Origin of the sequence: Chryseobacterium sp. MHB01, from assembly GCF_034651565.1 — a bacterium.
Taxonomy (GTDB): domain Bacteria; phylum Bacteroidota; class Bacteroidia; order Flavobacteriales; family Weeksellaceae; genus Chryseobacterium; species Chryseobacterium nepalense.
Genome location: NZ_JAYEDA010000010.1, coordinates 42,959 through 61,566 on the forward strand (window position 1 = coordinate 42,959; position 18,608 = coordinate 61,566).

At 36.1% G+C, this 18,608-nt stretch carries 17 protein-coding genes; 10 read left to right on the forward strand and 7 right to left on the reverse strand.

What is annotated here, in order from left to right:
- The first annotated feature begins 66 nt into the window (after window positions 1-66).
- Window positions 67-897 (forward strand): glutamate racemase, encoded by an 831-nt coding sequence (gene murI / locus U9K52_RS15785; protein ID WP_248390843.1) that lies wholly within the window; start codon window positions 67-69, stop codon window positions 895-897.
- Window positions 898-1,126: 229 nt separating this feature from the next.
- Here the strand turns inward: murI and U9K52_RS15790 are convergent, their stop codons facing one another.
- The 5 genes from U9K52_RS15790 to U9K52_RS15810 all read right to left on the reverse strand — a co-directional run bounded on the left by U9K52_RS15790 (window position 1,127) and on the right by U9K52_RS15810 (window position 3,991).
- The gene (locus U9K52_RS15790; protein ID WP_248390848.1) at window positions 1,127-1,711 is read right to left on the reverse strand and encodes an RsmD family RNA methyltransferase; all 585 of its coding nucleotides are present in this window, start codon (window positions 1,709-1,711) and stop codon (window positions 1,127-1,129) included.
- Window positions 1,712-1,775: 64 nt separating this feature from the next.
- Window positions 1,776-2,492 carry a DUF3822 family protein gene (locus U9K52_RS15795; RefSeq protein ID WP_322927315.1) on the reverse strand — a complete coding sequence of 239 codons (717 nt, stop codon included), beginning with the start codon at window positions 2,490-2,492 and terminating at the stop codon, window positions 1,776-1,778.
- Between the two features lie 18 nt (window positions 2,493-2,510).
- Window positions 2,511-3,005, reverse strand: coding sequence for a Smr/MutS family protein (locus tag U9K52_RS15800; RefSeq protein WP_322927317.1), 495 nt, complete (start codon window positions 3,003-3,005; stop codon window positions 2,511-2,513).
- A gap of 39 nt (window positions 3,006-3,044) precedes the next feature.
- A complete protein-coding gene (locus U9K52_RS15805) occupies window positions 3,045-3,542 on the reverse strand; it encodes a metallophosphoesterase family protein (protein WP_322927318.1) in 498 nt (165 codons plus the stop codon).
- On the reverse strand, window positions 3,542-3,991 hold the full coding sequence (locus U9K52_RS15810) for a hypothetical protein (protein ID WP_248390861.1): 450 nt from the start codon (window positions 3,989-3,991) through the stop codon (window positions 3,542-3,544). Before U9K52_RS15810 ends, U9K52_RS15805 begins: the two co-directional genes overlap by 1 nt.
- A gap of 144 nt (window positions 3,992-4,135) precedes the next feature.
- Here U9K52_RS15810 and U9K52_RS15815 point away from each other — a divergent pair, with 144 nt between their 5' ends.
- Window positions 4,136-5,680, forward strand: a complete 1,545-nt coding sequence (locus tag U9K52_RS15815) for a serine hydrolase (RefSeq protein WP_322927319.1) — start codon at window positions 4,136-4,138, stop codon at window positions 5,678-5,680.
- Between the two features lie 167 nt (window positions 5,681-5,847).
- On the opposite strand, the gene U9K52_RS15820 is transcribed toward U9K52_RS15815, so the two are convergent.
- Window positions 5,848-6,327: a SixA phosphatase family protein gene (locus U9K52_RS15820; protein ID WP_248390867.1), complete on the reverse strand. Its 480-nt coding sequence runs from the start codon at window positions 6,325-6,327 to the stop codon at window positions 5,848-5,850.
- A 113-nt stretch (window positions 6,328-6,440) separates the two neighbouring features.
- Here U9K52_RS15820 and ruvX point away from each other — a divergent pair, with 113 nt between their 5' ends.
- The 8 genes from ruvX (at window position 6,441) to U9K52_RS15860 (ending at window position 14,815) form a co-directional block, all read left to right on the forward strand.
- Window positions 6,441-6,857: a Holliday junction resolvase RuvX gene (gene ruvX / locus U9K52_RS15825; RefSeq protein WP_322927320.1), complete on the forward strand. Its 417-nt coding sequence runs from the start codon at window positions 6,441-6,443 to the stop codon at window positions 6,855-6,857.
- Window positions 6,854-7,426, forward strand: coding sequence for a peptide deformylase (def, locus tag U9K52_RS15830; protein ID WP_066440264.1), 573 nt, complete (start codon window positions 6,854-6,856; stop codon window positions 7,424-7,426). Before ruvX ends, def begins: the two co-directional genes overlap by 4 nt.
- A gap of 97 nt (window positions 7,427-7,523) precedes the next feature.
- Window positions 7,524-8,087: a DUF5606 domain-containing protein gene (locus tag U9K52_RS15835; RefSeq protein WP_322927321.1), complete on the forward strand. Its 564-nt coding sequence runs from the start codon at window positions 7,524-7,526 to the stop codon at window positions 8,085-8,087.
- Window positions 8,088-8,300: 213 nt separating this feature from the next.
- Window positions 8,301-10,694: an AAA family ATPase gene (locus tag U9K52_RS15840; protein WP_322927322.1), complete on the forward strand. Its 2,394-nt coding sequence runs from the start codon at window positions 8,301-8,303 to the stop codon at window positions 10,692-10,694.
- Window positions 10,695-11,277: 583 nt separating this feature from the next.
- Complete coding sequence (gene mazG, locus U9K52_RS15845; RefSeq protein ID WP_322927323.1) at window positions 11,278-12,045, forward strand: nucleoside triphosphate pyrophosphohydrolase; 768 nt, start codon at window positions 11,278-11,280, stop codon at window positions 12,043-12,045.
- A gap of 1 nt (window position 12,046) precedes the next feature.
- Window positions 12,047-13,126 carry an FUSC family protein gene (locus U9K52_RS15850; RefSeq protein WP_322927324.1) on the forward strand — a complete coding sequence of 360 codons (1,080 nt, stop codon included), beginning with the start codon at window positions 12,047-12,049 and terminating at the stop codon, window positions 13,124-13,126.
- Window positions 13,127-13,128: 2 nt separating this feature from the next.
- Entirely contained in the window at window positions 13,129-13,998 is an 870-nt protein-coding gene (locus U9K52_RS15855; RefSeq protein WP_322927325.1) for a hypothetical protein, read from the forward strand.
- Between the two features lie 40 nt (window positions 13,999-14,038).
- Window positions 14,039-14,815, forward strand: a complete 777-nt coding sequence (locus U9K52_RS15860) for a hypothetical protein (protein ID WP_322927326.1) — start codon at window positions 14,039-14,041, stop codon at window positions 14,813-14,815.
- Between the two features lie 60 nt (window positions 14,816-14,875).
- On the opposite strand, the gene U9K52_RS15865 is transcribed toward U9K52_RS15860, so the two are convergent.
- A complete protein-coding gene (locus U9K52_RS15865) occupies window positions 14,876-18,580 on the reverse strand; it encodes a metallophosphoesterase (protein WP_322927327.1) in 3,705 nt (1,234 codons plus the stop codon).
- Window positions 18,581-18,608 lie beyond the last annotated feature (28 nt).

Below are 18,608 nucleotides of genomic sequence, written 5' to 3' on the forward strand. Positions count from 1 at the left end.
ACTTCTGACATCCGGCTTCAGGCATCCAACAATTTCACTATTTTTGTATAAAATTTCAGTTCAATTTTGAAAACGAAAAAGCAAGATTACGCTCATCTTTCATCGAAGCAGCCGATTGGTATTTTCGACAGCGGAGTTGGAGGTTTAACGGTTGCCAAAGAAATTAAGAGACTTCTCCCTCATGAAGATCTGATTTATTTCGGGGATACCAAACACCTTCCGTATGGTGAAAAATCCAGGGAAGCCATTATCGAATATTCTACAAAAATCACTAATTTTTTGCTGGAACAAAATTGCAAAGCGATCGTAATTGCCTGCAACACGGCTACCGCAAATGCACTGAATGAAGTTATGCAGTCGGTGGCAGGAAAAGTTCCGGTAATTGACGTGATCAATCCTGTGGCGGAAAAAGTTTCGTACGAAATTCATAATAATGTTGGTGTAATTGCAACAAAAGCCACGGTGAATTCGGGCTTGTATAAAAAAAGCATCAGAAAACATAATAAGTGGATTAAAGTGGACGAGTTAGCAACGCCTTTATTGGTTCCTGCCATTGAGGAAGGTTTTAAAAATCATCCGATTACCCACGCAATTATTTATAATTATCTCAGTAACAGTAAACTGAAAAATATCGAGACCTTGATATTAGGATGTACTCATTATCCTTTGTTAATTGATGAAATCAAACAGTATTACGGAAATCGTGTCCGTGTGATTGATTCTCCGAATATCGTAGCCAACCATCTGAAAAGTATTCTGGATAAATACAATCTGCTAAATGATCAGAATCCAAACCCGAATTATCATTTTTACCTTTCGGATCTTACCAAAAACTTTGAGAAAATTTCGAAGAAATTCTTCGGTAAATCGATCGATCTGGAATTAAAAGTATTATAAAAATAAAAAGCTGTTTCTACCTGAAACAGCTTTTATCTTTTAATCTGGCTCATCATCCTGTTTATACTATTGACTAAACTAAAATAGCCCCGATTGTAATGAAAATCCTTTTTTGAAAAAAAAGATTGTAATGGAAAGCGGGAAAAAGCTCCTGATAAATTCGATACATTAAATGCAAAAAGCAGTGGAAAATTTATAAAGTTAAAATTGTATAAAAAAAATCAGGAAATTATTCCTGATTTTGTATTTCTGTTACCTCTTCTTTATTCGGTTCAAAAAAGCTGAAACTTACATTTCCGTATTTTCGCGTATCCACTAAATTCGGATGGTCAAATTTCATCCGGCTTTGATGTTCTACCACTAAAACGCCGTTTTCTTTCAGGTATTTATTGTTTAGAACCAGGGAAATAATTTCCTGATATTTCTTTTCTTCCATTTCGAAAGGTGCATCAGAAAATACAATCTCAAAAGACTTTTTATTTCTGAATTTTTTAAGCCAGTCGAAGACATCTCCACGCTGAACATTCACCTGCAAAGCCATATCAAGCTCAGCAGCGGTAGCATTAATAAAAGCCGTATGTTTCGGGTTCATTTCTACGGAAGTGATATCCTGACAGCCTCTGGAAGCAAATTCAAGTGTAATGGAACCGATGCCTGCAAAAAGATCAAGCACGGAAACCGACTGCATATCATAGGTATTTTCCAAAATACTGAAAAGCGCCTCTTTCGCAAAGTCCGTGGTGGGCCTTACATCAAAATTTCTGGGAGCTGCTATTTTCTTGGCTTTCCATTTGCCTGAAATGATTCTGTACATAAGTATTGGGTTTTAGACGGTAGAACGGTCAGGAAAAAATAAGCTTTAACCCGATTTTTCAAGTCTAATTTAATATAAAATTTTTATTGGGAATATTATCGTATACGATTTTCAGATTTTTAACAAACTTCTGAAGCTCTGAAATAAAAGTTTCATTTTCAGTGGTTTCACCGTAGGCAAAGAAATGGGTTTCATTGATCCCGAAACCGATCTTGCTTAAAGTAAACATGATGAAATATAAAAAATCCACTTCAGAATTTACATCAAGATTATTGTATAAAATAATTTTCTTCTGATCTATCGCGAAAAATTCACACTGATTATGATAAAGGTTGATATGAATTTCCTTATTGTTTTTATTTTGAATGGAATTCAGAAATTTCTCACCCGAAAAATTAAAGTTCACAGGCAAAGCCGGCTCTTTTATCTTTTTATAAAAATTCTTCGGAAACGTATAATAAAACTGAACCTTGAATTTCTCGTTGATCGATAACATCAGCTCTTCTTTTTCCTTATCAACGGGAGCATTAAAAGCGATCAGGTCAAATCCTCCTTCGTGCTCGGAAAAGCCTTCCGGCATCAGCGTAAAATGATTGAGTGCGGAAATAACATGAATTTCATCAAACCGCTGTTTGATCAATACTTCATCCAGTTTATCTGCAATAAGATTCTCCGGAGATTCTTCATCTTTGAAGTAGGATTTTTCTTCCACGATGCTTTTGTTTTTTGCAATCTGGTAGGTTAATCCGTCTTTGGTGAAAAGTAAATTAAGTATGTTCATAGTTCAATTCCTGCAAATTTAGTGAAATTCTACCATTACAGCACCCGATTGATGGTGAAGTATTTCCTTATTGTAAAAATCCAGTCCGGTCTGGCTTTCCAGAATATCCCAAACCATTCTCTGCAGAACACCGTCGCCGATTCCGTGAACGATCTCCAATCTTTTAAGATGGTTTTTCCTGCAAAAACTCAAGGTTTCGAGTAATCTTTCCTTCTGAATGAAAAGCCTTTCAAAACTATCATAATCATTGGGATTTTTGACCAGGTGATGAAAGTGCAGATCCAGAACCAACGCACTTTTCTGATGCTTTTTCGAAATGTTTTTCTTGGGCTCCGGTTTTTTTACAATTTTGATATTTTCATATAAATCCGAACTTTTCGGAACCAATTTTTCTTTCGGATATTGGTAGGTAAATCCGTATTCATCTTTAAAAACAACAATATTTCCGTTGACCGAAGTTACAATTCCGCTCAAATCCTCATCTACCACAGAAACTTTATCACCAATTTTCATAAACTCTAAACTCTAAACCTTGAACTTTAACCCCTGAACTTAAACCTTAGGTCCGAGTTCAATAACTTCCAGATCCCTGATTTCCGAACCGTCAATCACGAAACGCATCATCGTTCGTACCTTATGCCATCCCTGCTTTCCGCATGCTCCCGGATTCACATGCAGAAGATTGTTTTTCTGATCAAACATCACCTTTAAAATATGAGAATGCCCTGAAATAAATAATTTAGGAGCCTTTGCAGCAATTTCCTGCCTGGCCACAGGTGTGTATTTTCCGGGATAACCGCCGATGTGGACCATCAGAACTTCCACATCTTCACAAAAGAAACGATTCACTTCGGGAAATTCCGATCTTATTTTTGCATTGTCGATATTTCCGTAAACACCTTTTAGAGGTTTTATTTTTTCCAGCTGCTCAATCACTTCCATGCTGCCGAAATCTCCACCGTGCCAGATTTCATCAGCCTGTCGGGCATATTCTAAAATACGGCCATCTATGTATGAATGAGAATCGGAAAGGAGAAGGATTTTTGTCATTATCTAAAGGTTCTGTCGGTAATATTTTCGTCGTATTTTTCTTTAAATGTCTGCACTCTTTCAGGATTCAATTCACCATCATTATTGATCACTCTTTCTTTTAATAGCCATTTGATCAGCTTTTCCATCGCTTTTCTGGAGTTCATGAAATTTAAGATTTTTGTAAAATCAGTGGATTCAACCTTTGTTTTTTCAGTTAGGAAATTTAAAACATAATAATCATCGTCCATATATTTTGGCGTTTCATTATCCATTTGTCTGAACATGAGAATTTCTTCATCATCTTTCATGCTGTAAAATGAATACTGCAGGACATTTATTTTTTCGGCTTTCAGAATCTGTTTCCCATCCAGCAGAACCTTATCATCCTTAATGACAACTTCTTGGGAAAAATAAAAGCTTAGGCCGGAAATTAATAGAAATAAAGTCAGTAGTTTTTTCGTTTTCATTGTTAATGTTTAAATTTTCACAAAGATAAACTTAAAAAAAATTCCGGAAACTGATTTTTTAAGAACGTTAAAAAGATATGAATGAAACGTCTTAAATTAAGGTTAAATCAGAACATGATAATTTATTACCTTTAGGCAAAAAAAATGAAGCAGAAACTTTCTATTTTCCTTCTTTTGCTGACGGTTGGTTTAGCCAATGCACAGGTTGAAGAGAAAAAATTAGATGAGCTAATACAGAACACGCTGAAAACCTTTGATGTACCGGGAATGTCAGTCGGAATCATTAAGGATGGTAAAGTTATTTACTCCAAAGGGTTTGGCGTACGTTCTTTAACAACCAAGCAGCCGATGGACGACAATACACTGGTGGGGATTGCCTCCAACTCCAAAGGCTTTACCTGTACAGCTTTGGCAATCTTAGCAGATGAAGGAAAACTGAACTGGGACGATAAAGTTTCAAAATACATCCCGGAATTTCAAATGTACGATCCCTATGTTTCCCAAAATGTAACCATTAAAGATCTGGTGACACACAGAGCCGGATTAGGACTGGGACAGGGTGATCTGATGTTCTTTCCGGAAGGCGGAAATTTAACGGTGAACGATATTGTTCATAATGTACGGTATTTAAAACCTGAAAATCCTTTCAGGACAACTTTAGATTATAACAACATCATGTTTATCGTTGCCGGAGAAGTGATTCACAGAATTTCTGGATTAAGCTGGGCCGAATTCATCGAACAGAGAATCATGAAGCCGGTTGGGATGACTTCAAGTTTCGGAAGCTATAACAGGGCAAAGACGGTTGCCAATAAGATCGATGCACACGCACCGGTTGACGGAAAAGCCATCGCTGTTCCTCACGACTGGAACGAAACGGCCAATGCAGCAGGAGGTATTATGAGCAACATCAAAGACATGACTACATGGGCTGAATTTCTATTGAATAATTTCACCACGAAAGATGGTAAAAAATTAGTTTCAGATAAAAATGTCCAGCAGCTTTGGAGTTTACAGATTCCAAGCGGCGTTGCAGCGAAAAACCCTTATGATACCAGTTTCTACGGATATGGAATGGGATGGTTTTTAAGTGATGTGAAAGGGCATAAACAGGTTCAGCATACGGGCGGGCTGATCGGAACGGTGACGCAGTTTACCTTAATTCCGGATATGAAACTGGGAATTGTAGTGTTAACCAATCAACAGTCCGGAGCGGCTTTTAATACGATTACCAATACCGTAAAAGATTCTTATCTGGGTGTGGCCGACAGAAACTGGCTGAAAACGTATGGCGAGAGGATGAAGAAAATGGAAGAAAGTTTCGACAAACAGAAAAAAGAAGCGTTTGCAAAATCGGAAGCTTTCAGGAAAGATAAAAACCTTCAGCCAAAAGCAGAACAATTTACCGGAACGTACACTGATCAATGGTTTGGAGATGTGGAAATTGCTCAGCAGGGAAATGCCTACAGGATTTCCTGCAAAAGTTCTCCAAGATTAAAAGGGGAGCTGCTGCCGTATTCCAATAATTCTTTCATCATCAAATGGGACGACAGAAGCTACGACGCCGATGCCTACATTATTTTTGATTATGATGAAACAGGAAAAGCGCAATCGGCGAGATTAAAACCGATTTCAGATGTTACAGATTTCAGTTTTGATTTTGATGATCTGGATTTGAAACGGAAATAAATTAACCGCAAAAGTCACAAAAGCTTTTTAAACACATAAGTCACATTAGATAAACAATAAAGCTTTGCGCATATTTTAGAACACATGAGTTTTTAAAAATCTCTGATTTTTTTGCATAAGAATTGATACGATTCGGTGGCTGAGGCTCTCGAAGTCACCGGATCGTATCATTTTATTTTTCCGGGATCATAGAAAAACATCAGTCTCTTTTTGGCACCGTCGAACTCGGACCACGAATTGCAGTCGATCTCAAAACCCGCAACGCCGCAGGTCGGAAAGTGAAAGATATCTTCGGAAATGGAATTCGCAAAATTGGAGATTCCGTTGTTATGGGAAAAAAACGCTACGGAATTTACATTGTCGTCAAGATCATAGATCACAGACTCAAAATTGCTTTCCGAAGGATTGTAAAGCTTCTCATTCGTTGTAATATTGATATGGTAGGACTGGTTGAAAATTCTGCAGGTATTCAGTGCACGCACGGCGGGACTCGAGACAAAATAGTCTATTGCCACATTGTTGTTTTTCATAAACCGGGACATATGCATCGCTTCTTCCAACCCCTTGTCTGCCAATGGTCTGTCGAAGTCCTCTGTTTCCTCCGGCCAGTCGCTCTTCGCATGTCTTACGAGAATGAGTCTCTTCATATTATCGTTTTTAGAAAATTAAAATTATAAAAAAATTAGCGGAATAAAAACATGATTTATAAAAAAAATGTGTTTAGAATAAAATCATTAAAATTTACTAAATTTGCAAACCTATGGGACAAATCCTTGCAATAGACTATGGAAAGGCACGTTGTGGAATTGCCGCAACCGACGATATGCAGATCATTGCAAGCGGTCTGGATACGGTATCGACTCCGCTTCTCACTGAATTTTTAAAGAAATATTTCAGCGAAAATAAAGTAGATGAAGCTGTGATCGGTCTTCCCGTAGATTTGAAAGGAAATATCTCCGAAGTGGAAACCGACATTCTGCAGTTTATAGAAATTTTTAAAAAAGAATTTCCAACAGTTAAGGTCAACCGCTTCGATGAAAGATTTACATCCAAGATGGCTTCTTTTTTTATCTCCCAGAGCGGAAAGAATAAAAAGCAGAGACAGCAGAAAGGATTAATAGATAAAGTAAGTGCAACCATCATATTGCAGAATTTTTTAGAACAAAGAACAAGATGATTTTACCGATAAGAGCCTTTGGTGACCCCGTGTTAAGAAAAGTAGGAAAGGATATTGATCAGGATTATCCCAACCTGCAGGAATTGATAGAAAACATGTTCGAAACCATGTACAGTGCCAACGGAATTGGTTTGGCGGCACCGCAGATCGGGCTGGATATCCGTCTGTTTGTCATTGATGTAAGTCCTTTGGCGGAAGATGAAGATTATGAGGACATCAAAGATGAGCTGGCAGAATTCAAAAAAGTTTTCATCAATGCTAAAATTCTTGAAGAATCCGGGGAAGAGTGGAAATTCAACGAAGGATGCCTGTCTATTCCGGATGTGAGAGAAGATGTAAAAAGAAAAGGTACGATCGTGATCGAATATTATGACGAAAATTTTGTAAAACATACAGAAACTTTTTCCGATATTAGAGCCCGCGTAATTCAGCATGAATATGATCACATTGAAGGAATTTTGTTTACAGACCACCTCAGCGCCCTGAAAAAGAAGCTGGTAAAAGGGAAACTGACCAAAATTACCCAGGGTGACGTAAGCATCGGTTACAAAATGAGATTTCCAAAATAGTTTACAATAGAATAAAGAAAATTAGAAAAGCAAAAAGTTGTCACACAGAGCTTGTCGAAGTGAATAGCCGATTGCAGAATTTACAAAAAATAAAATTATGCTGTTAGAAAAAATAATTTCAATTTCAGGAAAACCAGGACTTTACAAATTAGTTTCTCAATTAAGAAACGGATTTATCATTGAAGATGTTACCACGAAGAAAAAAGTAAGCATTGGGAATTCCAGCCAGGTGAGCCTGTTGGACAATATTGCGATGTTCACTTTTGATAAAGAAGTTCCTTTGTTCGAAGTTTTTGAAAATATTGCCAAAAACTATGACTACAAGGAAGCCATCCATCACAAAGCATCTGATGCTGAACTGAAAGAATTCATGACGGTTTCTCTTCCTAATTACGATACCGAAAGAGTATATGCTTCCGATATCAAAAAACTGGCGCAGTGGTACAACATCCTTCACAAAGCAGGATACATCACTCCGGAAAGCTTCGTAAAAGCAGAGCCTGAAACACTGGAAGGGGAACCGGCAACGGAAGAAGTAAACGTAGAAAAAGAAGCGCCTAAAAAAGCAACTCCAAAAGCTGAAAAGCCAGCCGCTCCAAAAGTAAAAGCCACTTCTGCAGCCAAAGCAGCTCCGAAAAGCACACACAGAAAACAGGGATAATTATTTATCTTACTTTGAAATATGAACCTCATCAGATTGATGAGGTTTTTTTGTTCATGTTACGATAAGAATCAAGAATATTCTGTTATTAATTCAGTATAAATACGGATTGCCGTAAATATGAATAATTACTTATTATTACATTTGTTATTGTCGTATTGTAATGTGAAAATAATTGCGATTTATTAAAAATAACTAATAACTATAGCTTATATGATAAAAAGAATTAATATTAATAATCTTGGATTATTTAGAAATTTCCAATGGAATGTGGCAATGCAAAGTAATCCTGGAAATAATGTTGTTGAATTAAAGAAAGAAAATATATTTTATGGAAGAAACTACTCTGGTAAAACCACTTTATCAAGAATAATTAGAGCATTAGAAACAAAAGAAATTTCTCCAAAATATATTAATCCAGAATTTGAAATTATATTATATGATAATTCAAGAATTGATCAATCTACTTTTCGAGAAAATACATTAAACGTTAGATGTTTTAATGAGGACTTTATAAAGGAAAATTTAAGTTTTATAATAAATCCGGATTCAGAGATTAAACCATTTGCGATTCTTGGAGAGAATAGTGAAATTGAAACACAAATTGAATCAATCAGAAATGAATTAGGAGACAATGCTGAGGATAGTAAGACATTAAAATATAAAGAATTAGATGATTTATCTGTATTGGTTAGTACTTTGAGTACTGAGATTATAACATTAAAAAGAACGTTAGATTCTCAATTGACAAATAAAGCTACTGTAAGTACGGACAGTATAAAACAACAATATTTAAAATTTGGAGATATAAATTATAATAGAACCAAATTACAAAAAGAAATTGACGAAGTTCTTTTACCAGAATTTGTATGTATAAATGTAAATAAAGAAATTACCAATCTTGAACTGATAAAAGAAGTACAAAAAAATGATGTTTCTCATTCTATAAATTTTACAAATATTTATGAACAAGAATTATCAGTAATAAAAATAGCTTTAGGACAACACTTATTAGACAATAATAAAATTACAGAGTTATTAACAAATTCTAGTTTAAATGAGTGGGTTAAAAAAGGATATGATCTTCATTCTGAAGATAAAAATTGTTCTTGTAAATTTTGTGGTAACCCTATACCAGAATCTCGTTGGAATGAACTAGATAATCATTTTGATGAACAGACAAAGAAACTTGAAGATACATTAAATGTTTTAAAATCAAAAATTGTAAGAGAACTAGATTCTGTTAACGAAATTAAATTAGCAAATAAAGATCTCTTCTATATGAATTTTCATAATGAACTTAGTGATTGTTCAGATGCATTTGATGCTCAAATTTTGAATTATAAATCAGATTTAGAATATTTGCTTTCTAAAATTGATGAACGTTTACTTTCAATTCATATTCCAATTACTTACGATTATATTAAAACTTTTTCACAGAACGATTTTTCAGCTATAAATGATCTGTACAATGATATAAAGAATCGAAACAATGAGTATTCAAATGAATTATCTGAAAAAATTTCTAAAGCAAAAAAAGAACTCAGACTTTTAGAAGTAAAGCGTTTTGTAGACACAATTGAGTATAGCACACAATCACAAAATATTTTAAGTAAAGAAACATATTATATAAGTAAAGAGACTGAAAGAAAAGAATTAGATAATTATGTGAAATTAAAAGAGAAAGAAATAATTGAATTATCACGTCAATTGAATAATGAAGAGGAAGGAGCAAGAAAAATAAATGAGTATTTACAAAATTATTTTGGTCATCAAAACTTAGAATTACAAGCAGTTGAACAAGAAATTGACTCTGATAAAAAGATTAGATTCAATGTAGTAAGAAATGGGGAGATTGCTTATCACTTAAGCGAAGGAGAATGTAGTATAATTTCATTTTGCTATTTTATGGCTAAGTTAGATGATATTCATACAGCTGGCCAAAAGCCGATAATATTAATCGACGATCCCATATCAAGTTTGGACTCAAATCATATTTTCTACATTTATAGCCTAATAAATTCAGAGCTTTTTATTAAAGATAGATTTGAACAAATTTTTATTTCTACACATAATTTGGATTTCTTAAAATATTTGAAAAGATTAAAACTAACTCGTAATCAGCACGAATATTTTATCCTTAATCGTTATCATGACTATAGTGAAATAGCTTTAATGCCAAATTATCTAAAAAATTATATTACTGAATTTAACTTTTTATTTGAACAAATATATAGATGTGCAAAAGCTGAAATCACTACAGATGAAAATCATCATATGTATTATAATTTCGGTAACAATGCGCGAAAATTTTTAGAAGCATTATTATTTTATAAATATCCGTCGAAAATTGATAACCAAACTCACAATGCAAACTCGAAAAGACTATTGAAGTATTTTGGTGATGATCAGCAGGCTGCTACATTAACTGATCGCGTTAATAATGAATTATCACATTTGGAAGAAATTTTTGATCGCGGAATGAATCCCATTGAAATACCAGAATTAAAAAGGGTTGCACAATTTATATTAGATAAAATAAAAGAAAAAGACGAAGAGCAATTTAATGCTTTGTTAGAGAGTATAGGGATCGAAGAAGTAGCATAACAAGTTAATTTAAATCCAAATTTAAACTAAATATGGGAGGAAGAAGATCTCAAAATTTCATTTAAAATTTCAGTGGAATTTTATACCTGATTCATAAACTGTAATTTGTATGTATAAATACTTTAACTCCTGAAAACTCAGGAGTTTTTTGTTCAATCCCCTCAATCCCCACACCTCACTCCCCATCACCTTCGTTCCACTCTCATTATAAACCTGTTTCACGGTCACTTTTATATGGTCTTGCTGTGGAGTAGGGAAGTCCATCAGTTCGGAAATGTTTGTAGCCGAAATCTTTTGCTAGCAACGAAATGTGCGGGTAGAATATTTATGATTTTATCATCTGTTAAAAGTTATTTATTACTGGAAAATTCACATCCAATCTTACCATTACCTCTCTAATACTAAGTCGAGATCCCTACGGGATGACAAACACAGTGTAGAAGCTTTTATAATTGAGTTTTAGGATTACGTTTTAATTTTTAACGAAAGATTCCAGGTCTTGAATTTTTAGTTCTTTTTGTTTTAAGACAAAAGAATATTCAGAAAGATTTCCCGTAAATTTGTAAGACTTGAATTCTCAACTATGAATACCAAACAGGAAAAACTGGAAGCTTTCGGAAGATTATTGGATATTATGGACGATCTGCGGGAAAAATGTCCGTGGGATCAGAAGCAGACGCTGGAGTCGCTTCGCCATCTGACGCTGGAGGAAACTTATGAACTTTCGGATGCGATTTTGCAGAATGACTTGCAGGAAATTAAAAAAGAGCTGGGCGATGTATTGCTGCATCTGGTTTTTTATGCGAAGATCGGTTCGGAGAAAGAAAGTTTCGATATTGCAGATGTGATCAATTCTTTAAATGAAAAGCTGATATTCCGCCATCCTCATATTTACGGTGATACTAAAGTAAAAGATGAAGAAGAGGTAAAGCAGAACTGGGAAAAATTGAAGCTGAAAGAAGGCAACAAATCCATTCTGGGCGGCGTTCCGAAGAGCCTGCCAAGTTTGGTAAAAGCATACAGAATTCAGGATAAGGTAAAAGGCATCGGCTTTGAGTTTCACGACGCGGAAGATGCGTGGAAAAAAGTGGATGAAGAAATCCGCGAATTTCACGACGAAACTGATCTGGACAAAAAAGAGCAGGAGCTGGGCGATGTGTTTTTCTCCCTGATCAACTATGCGAGGATTGTAGGCATCAATCCGGATTCTGCATTGGAAAGAACCAATATAAAATTCATTTCAAGATTTCAGAAAATGGAAAATCTGGCATCGGAGAAAAACCTGAAACTTGCAGATTTGTCATTGGAAGAAATGGATGTTCTTTGGGAAGAAGCAAAACAATTGCATTAACATGAAAGTACAGAACCCGATACATCACCGGTTTCAGTATTTACTGGAATTTAAACAGACCGAACGGAAATGGCATTTTCCCTTTCTGGCAGCACTCTGCATCGGCAGCTGTTTATTTATCGGTTATTTTTCAGGGAAACCTAACTATGGTGCACTTTCCAGTTTGGGAGCACTTACGATTTTATACTTTACTTCAGCACCAATCACGCAGAGAATGATCCATCTCGCGGTATGCGCTTTTGGAATTGTCTTTTCATTTTCGGTAAGCTCATTTTTCGGGTTTAATGCGTATGCAGGAGCTTTGTCGTTGGGAATAATTTCTTTTTTAGCCCATTTTATATCTTCGTATTATAAAATTCCGCCGCCGGGAAATTTTTTCTTTATTATGGTTGCCGCAATGGCCAGTACGTATAGATTTGATCCGGAACTCATTCCGGCACGTGTGGGACTTGTTGCGATGGGAGCGATATTATCCTGCTCATTCGCCTTCCTGTATTCGGTTTTTATTGAAAAAAGCAAAGTGGTTGCCGTCCCGAGAAGAACATTCAACAAAAGAAGATATACCAAATTTGTAGAAAGTGCCATCATTGGCTTCTTCATGGCGCTGACATTAATCATCGGGCATCTTTTACATTTTAACAATACTTATTGGATTTCCATTGCAGCAGTTGCGATCATCCAAGGAAGAAATTTTGAGCATGTAAGACAAAGGAATATGCACAGGATTTTAGGAACTTTTATCGGGATCGGGCTGGCTTGGATTATCCTTTTATTCAATCCGGAAAAGATCGTAATGATTATCATTATCACGATTTTACAGTTTATTATTGAATTATTAATTGTCAGAAATTATGGATTTGCGGTAATTTTCATTACACCCTTAACGATTCTTCTGGCAGAAACAGCAAGCGAAACGCATCATTATGTGGAAACATTGATGCAGGCAAGGCTTATTGATACAGTCATTGGCAGCCTGATTGGTCTGGCAGCAGGATTTTTTCTCCATCATCAGCAGATTATTAATAATTTAGAGAAAAATATCAGGTTCTCTTATTTTCAGTTTAAAAAATTAAAAAAATAGATATGTTGCGCGTTCTTGTTTTATCAGCATTCCTTTTACTCAGCTGCAATCCGAAAGCTCAGGACTCCCAGAAGTCCGGAGAGGCACTTACCGTTGAGTTTTCTTTGCCTAAAAAGCTCAAGGAAGTTTCCGGAATTACTTTATCAAAGGATAAAAAAACAATCTGGGCGATTGAAGATCAGGGAAATAAAAACGTGATTTACGGACTGGACAGACAGGGAAAACAGGTCGCCGATGTCTTAGTAGAAAATGCGGAAAACCACGATTGGGAAGATATAACCACAGATGCTCAGGGAAATATTTACATCGGTGATTTTGGAAATAATGACAACGACAGGCGCAATTTATTCATTTTAAAAGTTGATTTGAAAGATGCTTCCCAAAAATCCACAAACGTTACTCAGACCACAACCTATCATTATGAAGGGCAGACTGCGTTTCCACCAAAGAAATCTCATTGGCTCTATGACTGTGAAGCTTTTGTAGAGAAGGACGGCTACTTTTACCTCTTTACCAAAAACAGAAGCAAAGGTTTCGACGGGACTTTTCTTGTTTTTCAGGTTCCTAATAAAGCCGGTGATTTTGAAGCGAAATTAATTGCAACACTAAAACTGCAGGGAGGATACAGCGATGCGGCAATTACTTCAGCAGCTATTAACAGCAGAAACCAAGTTGTACTGCTTACTCATAAAAATGTTTATGTACTTTCATCTCTTTTTGATAAAAATTTTGAAACAGCGGTTATTCAAAAAACTCCGTTAAACCACAATTCTCAGAAAGAAGCTGTTGTATATCTTGATGATAGAACTTTGCTCATTGCCGATGAAAAGGACGGAAAAGAGGGAGGTAATGTGTATAAGTTTTCTTTCTGAGTTGTGCCGGAAATTGTATTTTTGCGGCTGAAAAATAACTATGAAAAATTTTTTTTATATTTTATGTATTGCAGGAATATTTTCTTCGTGTGATAATGATGAGAGTGCAGCAATTGTTGATCAGGAATTACAGCCAGAAAAAATTTCCGCTTTTATAGCTTCATTTCCTAAAAGCTATTCTTCAATTGACCCGCGTCTTACTTACAAATTTTCATATGAAAATGGTCTTCTGAAAAAGGCTTCCGGTAAAATTATGTCACCAACTCCGGGCATTACCACTTTTATGACAGATCCATATTCTTTGTTTTCTTACAATAATAATAAGGTATCTATTCAGCATTCTGAAGTAGAGGCCAATGGGGCGGTAAAAGAAGTTTGTACTATGGAAAATGGAAAGCTTAAAAGCAGGTATTTGTATAATGGTATAGATGTCTTATTTTCTGAAAAAACCTATTCTTACCAGACAGACAAGATTGTTGTATATGAAAAGCAATATACCTGGGAATATTTTACAACATATCTCTTTGACTCAAACCAAAATTTAATTAAAAGTGAAAAATTAGAAAAATCCGGAGGCATAGATTCTAAACTTACAACAACTCTTTATTCAAATTTCGATACTGCAAAAAATCCTTTTAAAAAATTGTATTTATGCAATGATAATTTTTACGAAAAAAGTCTATCAAAAAACAATTATCGAACGCTCGATTATACTGTTCAGGACCTTCAGAATCTACAGTTTCCTCCCGGAAGTGGTCATTCAGATTGGACCTATTTTTATGATTCGGACGGACAGGTAATCCTGACATGGCAATAAAACAGAAAACCGCAGATATCCTCTGCGGTTTTGTTATAATACAGTTTCTTAATCAATATTTTAAAACACCAATCCTACACCTCCTGAAATTCGTCCGCCGTCTTCACCGGTGAAATAGTCGATGCGGGCAGAGAACATTTCCAGAATATTCATCCAGAATCCTGCGCCCACGCCCTGGTGCCATTTGTCAGAAGATTCACGGTCTATCCATACTCTTCCAAGATCATAGCCTACCAAAATTCCCATATTAACAGGCACAATGTTGTTTTTAACACGGCCAAAATCCCATCGCACTTCGGCATTATTCACGAAATACGATTTTCCTGCAAACCGCTCATTTCTGTAAGCACGCATCGCGTTATTACCACCAATTGCCGCGGCCTGATAAAATTCAAAATTATTATTGTTGATGATCATCGCATTCGTGGAATTGGCAAATACGAAACGCCCTCTTTTATCGATTCTGTGGAAAACATTCAGTGTTCCCTGGAACGTTGCAAAATTTTGGTCAAATTCTGAGATGTTTGCTTTCCAGCCTGCGTTTAAGAGGAATTCCATTCCTAAAGTCGGAAATGCATTATTATCAACATTTTTGAAACTGAATGTATAATTGGCTCCTGCAAACTGCTGCCCATCAAAAACTTCAGGATTTACATCCGGGGAAACCGCTACAAAACGGTCGTCAGTCTGCTGCACTTTAGCATGCTCAAAACTCAGCTGAAACTGGTTTTTTATACCGCGCCAGCTTGTTGTTGATAAAGATGGTGCAAATTTAAATTGCGAAATTCTTACCCGGTTGTAGTCTCTCTCTACGGCTTCCTTGTCATATTGCGTTTCGTTACCCAGACCGAAGAATGTTCTTGCAAAAAACGGAGTGGTATACAATGCATCAATACCGGCGTCCCAATTTCCGACCACTTTTTTGAAAATCCCTTTATATCCTAGATTAAACCCTCCCGTAGCTGTATAAACATTAGCTCTCAAGCTGTGTTTCTGGGTAAAAGGATCACGGATAAAATTATTTACCGTATAGTTGGCAACAAATCCTAAAATTACCCCATCATCCGGATTGAAATTGGCATTCGGATAGCCTGCAATAAAGTTGTATTTCGGATGTTTGTAATTGTAGGTATTAATGTCGTAATCGTCTGAAATATTTTTTGAAGCACCATTTGTGTTGTAGGTATTGTTTTGTGATTTAAAATCATAAATTTTAACCTTCTTCCCGTCGGCAATAGTATAGGTGTCGTGGTTATACCCTCCGATCAGCCTGATGTTCATTTTAGGTCTTCCTTCTCCTGAAACTTCGTAAATATCATCATCTTCAAGTCCGTAGATCCATAGCTCTTTGGTTTTGGAATCATCATAGGTCTTTTCAAAAACCAGTTCAGGATTTTCTTTCTTTTTATCTAATTTATATTGTTTAACGTTAACTGAGTTTCCGGTTTTAGTAATAACGAATTTATCAGGATTTACCGTTCCTGCCAATGGAACTTTTTTCTGCAGTACATCGTAGTACTGTGAAGCATAGGTTTCCAGTTTCGTTTTTCTCAATTTCAGCTTTCTTTGTATATCTGCAATGGTTTCGTCCTGCACTTCCTTCGGAAGGTTGCTGAATGCATTGTCAATATCCTGATCCGTAAGATGCTCCTGGATGTATTTTGCCTGGGCAATCCATTGTTCTTCAGTAGCGCCTTTCAAAAAAACAAGATCAAGAGGGTAGGGTTCCATAGAAAGCCATTTTACGCTCTTGATGTCATCTTTAAACGTTTTCATGTGGCGGATCGCCGGAATATTCATAATAATTTTGAAAGCATTTCCGTCATACTTACTGAATGCCTGGTCCCTGTCCCGCGGAATGGGTTTGTAAAGTACTTTGTCACCTTGCTGATATTCGGCCCATTTCCACTGGTCGGAATGTCTGTCCCAGTCACCAATCAGCATATCAAAAAGCCTGGCCCTGATATACAGTTCCTGGTCTACGGAATATTTGTAGTTTTTATTAAAATTTTTCAGAACATCATCTGTTGAAACAATATCCTTTGCATTATCCAGAGAAGCAAGGGTTTTAGGATCTGCAGAAAACCGCTCTTCAATCATGTACATTTCATCTCCGTAGTTGATATTATATTCTCCCAGAGCCTTTTGTTTCGGGATATAAAATAATCTGGGATTGCTGTGATAAAGATCAATCTTATCCGCCATATTTCCCACCGCAAAAGGTGTAAAAGGATGATTGGTAGTATAAAAGTCCAAAAGGAACCTGTCAGGGAAAGTATTATTCAGCTCATTTCCGAAAGTGCTTTTCCGGAATGCCATATTGTTGAGAAAACGGACGGCACTTTTTTTAACACCTCTCATCACGAATTCCTGTCCGTCCTGCGCTCTCAGCCGGAGGCTGTTCGATTGATTTCCGCCGCCCTCCCTGAAAGGTGTATAGCCGCCATCCAGCGTTGAAATGTTCGCTGTAGGAGCTTCAACGGGCATTCTGTAATATTTTCGGTAATGCTCTCCCCAAAGCCACCTGTAAAATTTTCTTTTTTCTGTTAATTTTTTAGGATAAATGGTTGATGTTACTGTTGAAGGAAAAGAATCTGGGTAATTGTTTATGAAATCCACAGGCTTTTCAGTGACCTGAATATGCGAAAGTTGTTCTAAAGAATTATCTTTTGTAGAAAAATATTCTACGTCCGAACTTTTATCTTTTCTGATATTCAGTATAGCAAAGCCGCTTCCTCCGTAAGAAAAATCAGTTTTCTCCCTGATGGTAGCGGGATCAACTTTGGAGCCCGCGCCGCTGATAATCTGTCTGATATTTCTTAATTCGTGATATTGAAGATTATGATCGTGTCCCGAAACAAAAATAATATTTTCCTTTTCCTGGACAATACTTTTAATTCGGTTGGCCAGGTCTGCGTAATGCTTGTTTGTAATGTCTTCAGGGCTCGCTCCCGAAGAACTTCTTACAACATTAATGAGACTTGCAACGCCCGGAGCCGGAATTTTGCTTTTTAAAGGGAAAAGGTGGGATTTTGCAGAGGTAAATCCTGCATGTGTTCCGCTGCTGATAATAGGATGATGAAGCGCAACAATAATTCTTTTATCCTGATTTTTATTAATTAAATCTTTAAATTCGGTGAAAAGATCTTCACGGGTTTTGATGTCGCAGTTTTTGTTGATTCCCGGATGCTTGTCCCAGTTTAGCAATGCCCATTCCGAATCAATCACAATTAATTTGATATCTTTTGTGAGGCTGATATCATCAATAGGACAGGAATTTTTAGGAAGAAAAGCTTTTTTATCGTTCAAATAATTTTTTACGAAATCTTCCTGAGCTTTTAACCCGTCCAGTCCGCTGTACCAGTCGTGATTTCCGGGAATAACCAGTGTTTTACCTTTAAAGTTCTTTACAATGGCTAGCTGGTCTTCCAGTTTCTTTTTGGCTTGCGGATAATCTTTATCAGACTCTTTCGGCATTCCGTGCGGATAAATATTATCGCCCAGAAATAGGAGCATCGAGTTGCTTCCTGCAGATTCCAGCCGGTTTTTCAATAATTGTAAAGTTTGCTGTGACTGAGGCTCATCTGCATTGCCTGCATCTCCTACAAGAAATAGGGTAAAGTCATTTTCGGATTTTACATCAGAATTGCTGACTTCAGATAAGTTTTTACCCTTTTTTACGTTATATGTTGCGCAGGAATACAAAACTCCGGCGGACAATACGAATCTAAGAGCAAGAGAAGTATTTTTTAGATGAGTTTTCAAGTATAAATTCATAAATTTACATTAACAA

What these genes read in the sequence shown, in the direction of transcription:
- def (WP_066440264.1), top strand. Translation starts at nt 6,854, where the DNA reads ATGATTTTACCGATAAGAGCCTTTGGTGACCCCGTGTTAAGAAAAGTA.
- U9K52_RS15835 (WP_322927321.1), top strand. Translation starts at nt 7,524, where the DNA reads ATGCTGTTAGAAAAAATAATTTCAATTTCAGGAAAACCAGGACTTTAC.
- U9K52_RS15800 (WP_322927317.1), bottom strand. Translation starts at nt 3,005, where the DNA reads ATGAAAATTGGTGATAAAGTTTCTGTGGTAGATGAGGATTTGAGCGGA.
- U9K52_RS15850 (WP_322927324.1), top strand. Translation starts at nt 12,047, where the DNA reads ATGAAAGTACAGAACCCGATACATCACCGGTTTCAGTATTTACTGGAA.
- U9K52_RS15815 (WP_322927319.1), top strand. Translation starts at nt 4,136, where the DNA reads ATGAAGCAGAAACTTTCTATTTTCCTTCTTTTGCTGACGGTTGGTTTA.
- U9K52_RS15795 (WP_322927315.1), bottom strand. Translation starts at nt 2,492, where the DNA reads ATGAACATACTTAATTTACTTTTCACCAAAGACGGATTAACCTACCAG.
- mazG (WP_322927323.1), top strand. Translation starts at nt 11,278, where the DNA reads ATGAATACCAAACAGGAAAAACTGGAAGCTTTCGGAAGATTATTGGAT.
- U9K52_RS15810 (WP_248390861.1), bottom strand. Translation starts at nt 3,991, where the DNA reads ATGAAAACGAAAAAACTACTGACTTTATTTCTATTAATTTCCGGCCTA.
- U9K52_RS15840 (WP_322927322.1), top strand. Translation starts at nt 8,301, where the DNA reads ATGATAAAAAGAATTAATATTAATAATCTTGGATTATTTAGAAATTTC.
- U9K52_RS15820 (WP_248390867.1), bottom strand. Translation starts at nt 6,327, where the DNA reads ATGAAGAGACTCATTCTCGTAAGACATGCGAAGAGCGACTGGCCGGAG.
- ruvX (WP_322927320.1), top strand. Translation starts at nt 6,441, where the DNA reads ATGGGACAAATCCTTGCAATAGACTATGGAAAGGCACGTTGTGGAATT.
- U9K52_RS15790 (WP_248390848.1), bottom strand. Translation starts at nt 1,711, where the DNA reads ATGTACAGAATCATTTCAGGCAAATGGAAAGCCAAGAAAATAGCAGCT.
- U9K52_RS15805 (WP_322927318.1), bottom strand. Translation starts at nt 3,542, where the DNA reads ATGACAAAAATCCTTCTCCTTTCCGATTCTCATTCATACATAGATGGC.
- U9K52_RS15855 (WP_322927325.1), top strand. Translation starts at nt 13,129, where the DNA reads ATGTTGCGCGTTCTTGTTTTATCAGCATTCCTTTTACTCAGCTGCAAT.
- U9K52_RS15860 (WP_322927326.1), top strand. Translation starts at nt 14,039, where the DNA reads ATGAAAAATTTTTTTTATATTTTATGTATTGCAGGAATATTTTCTTCG.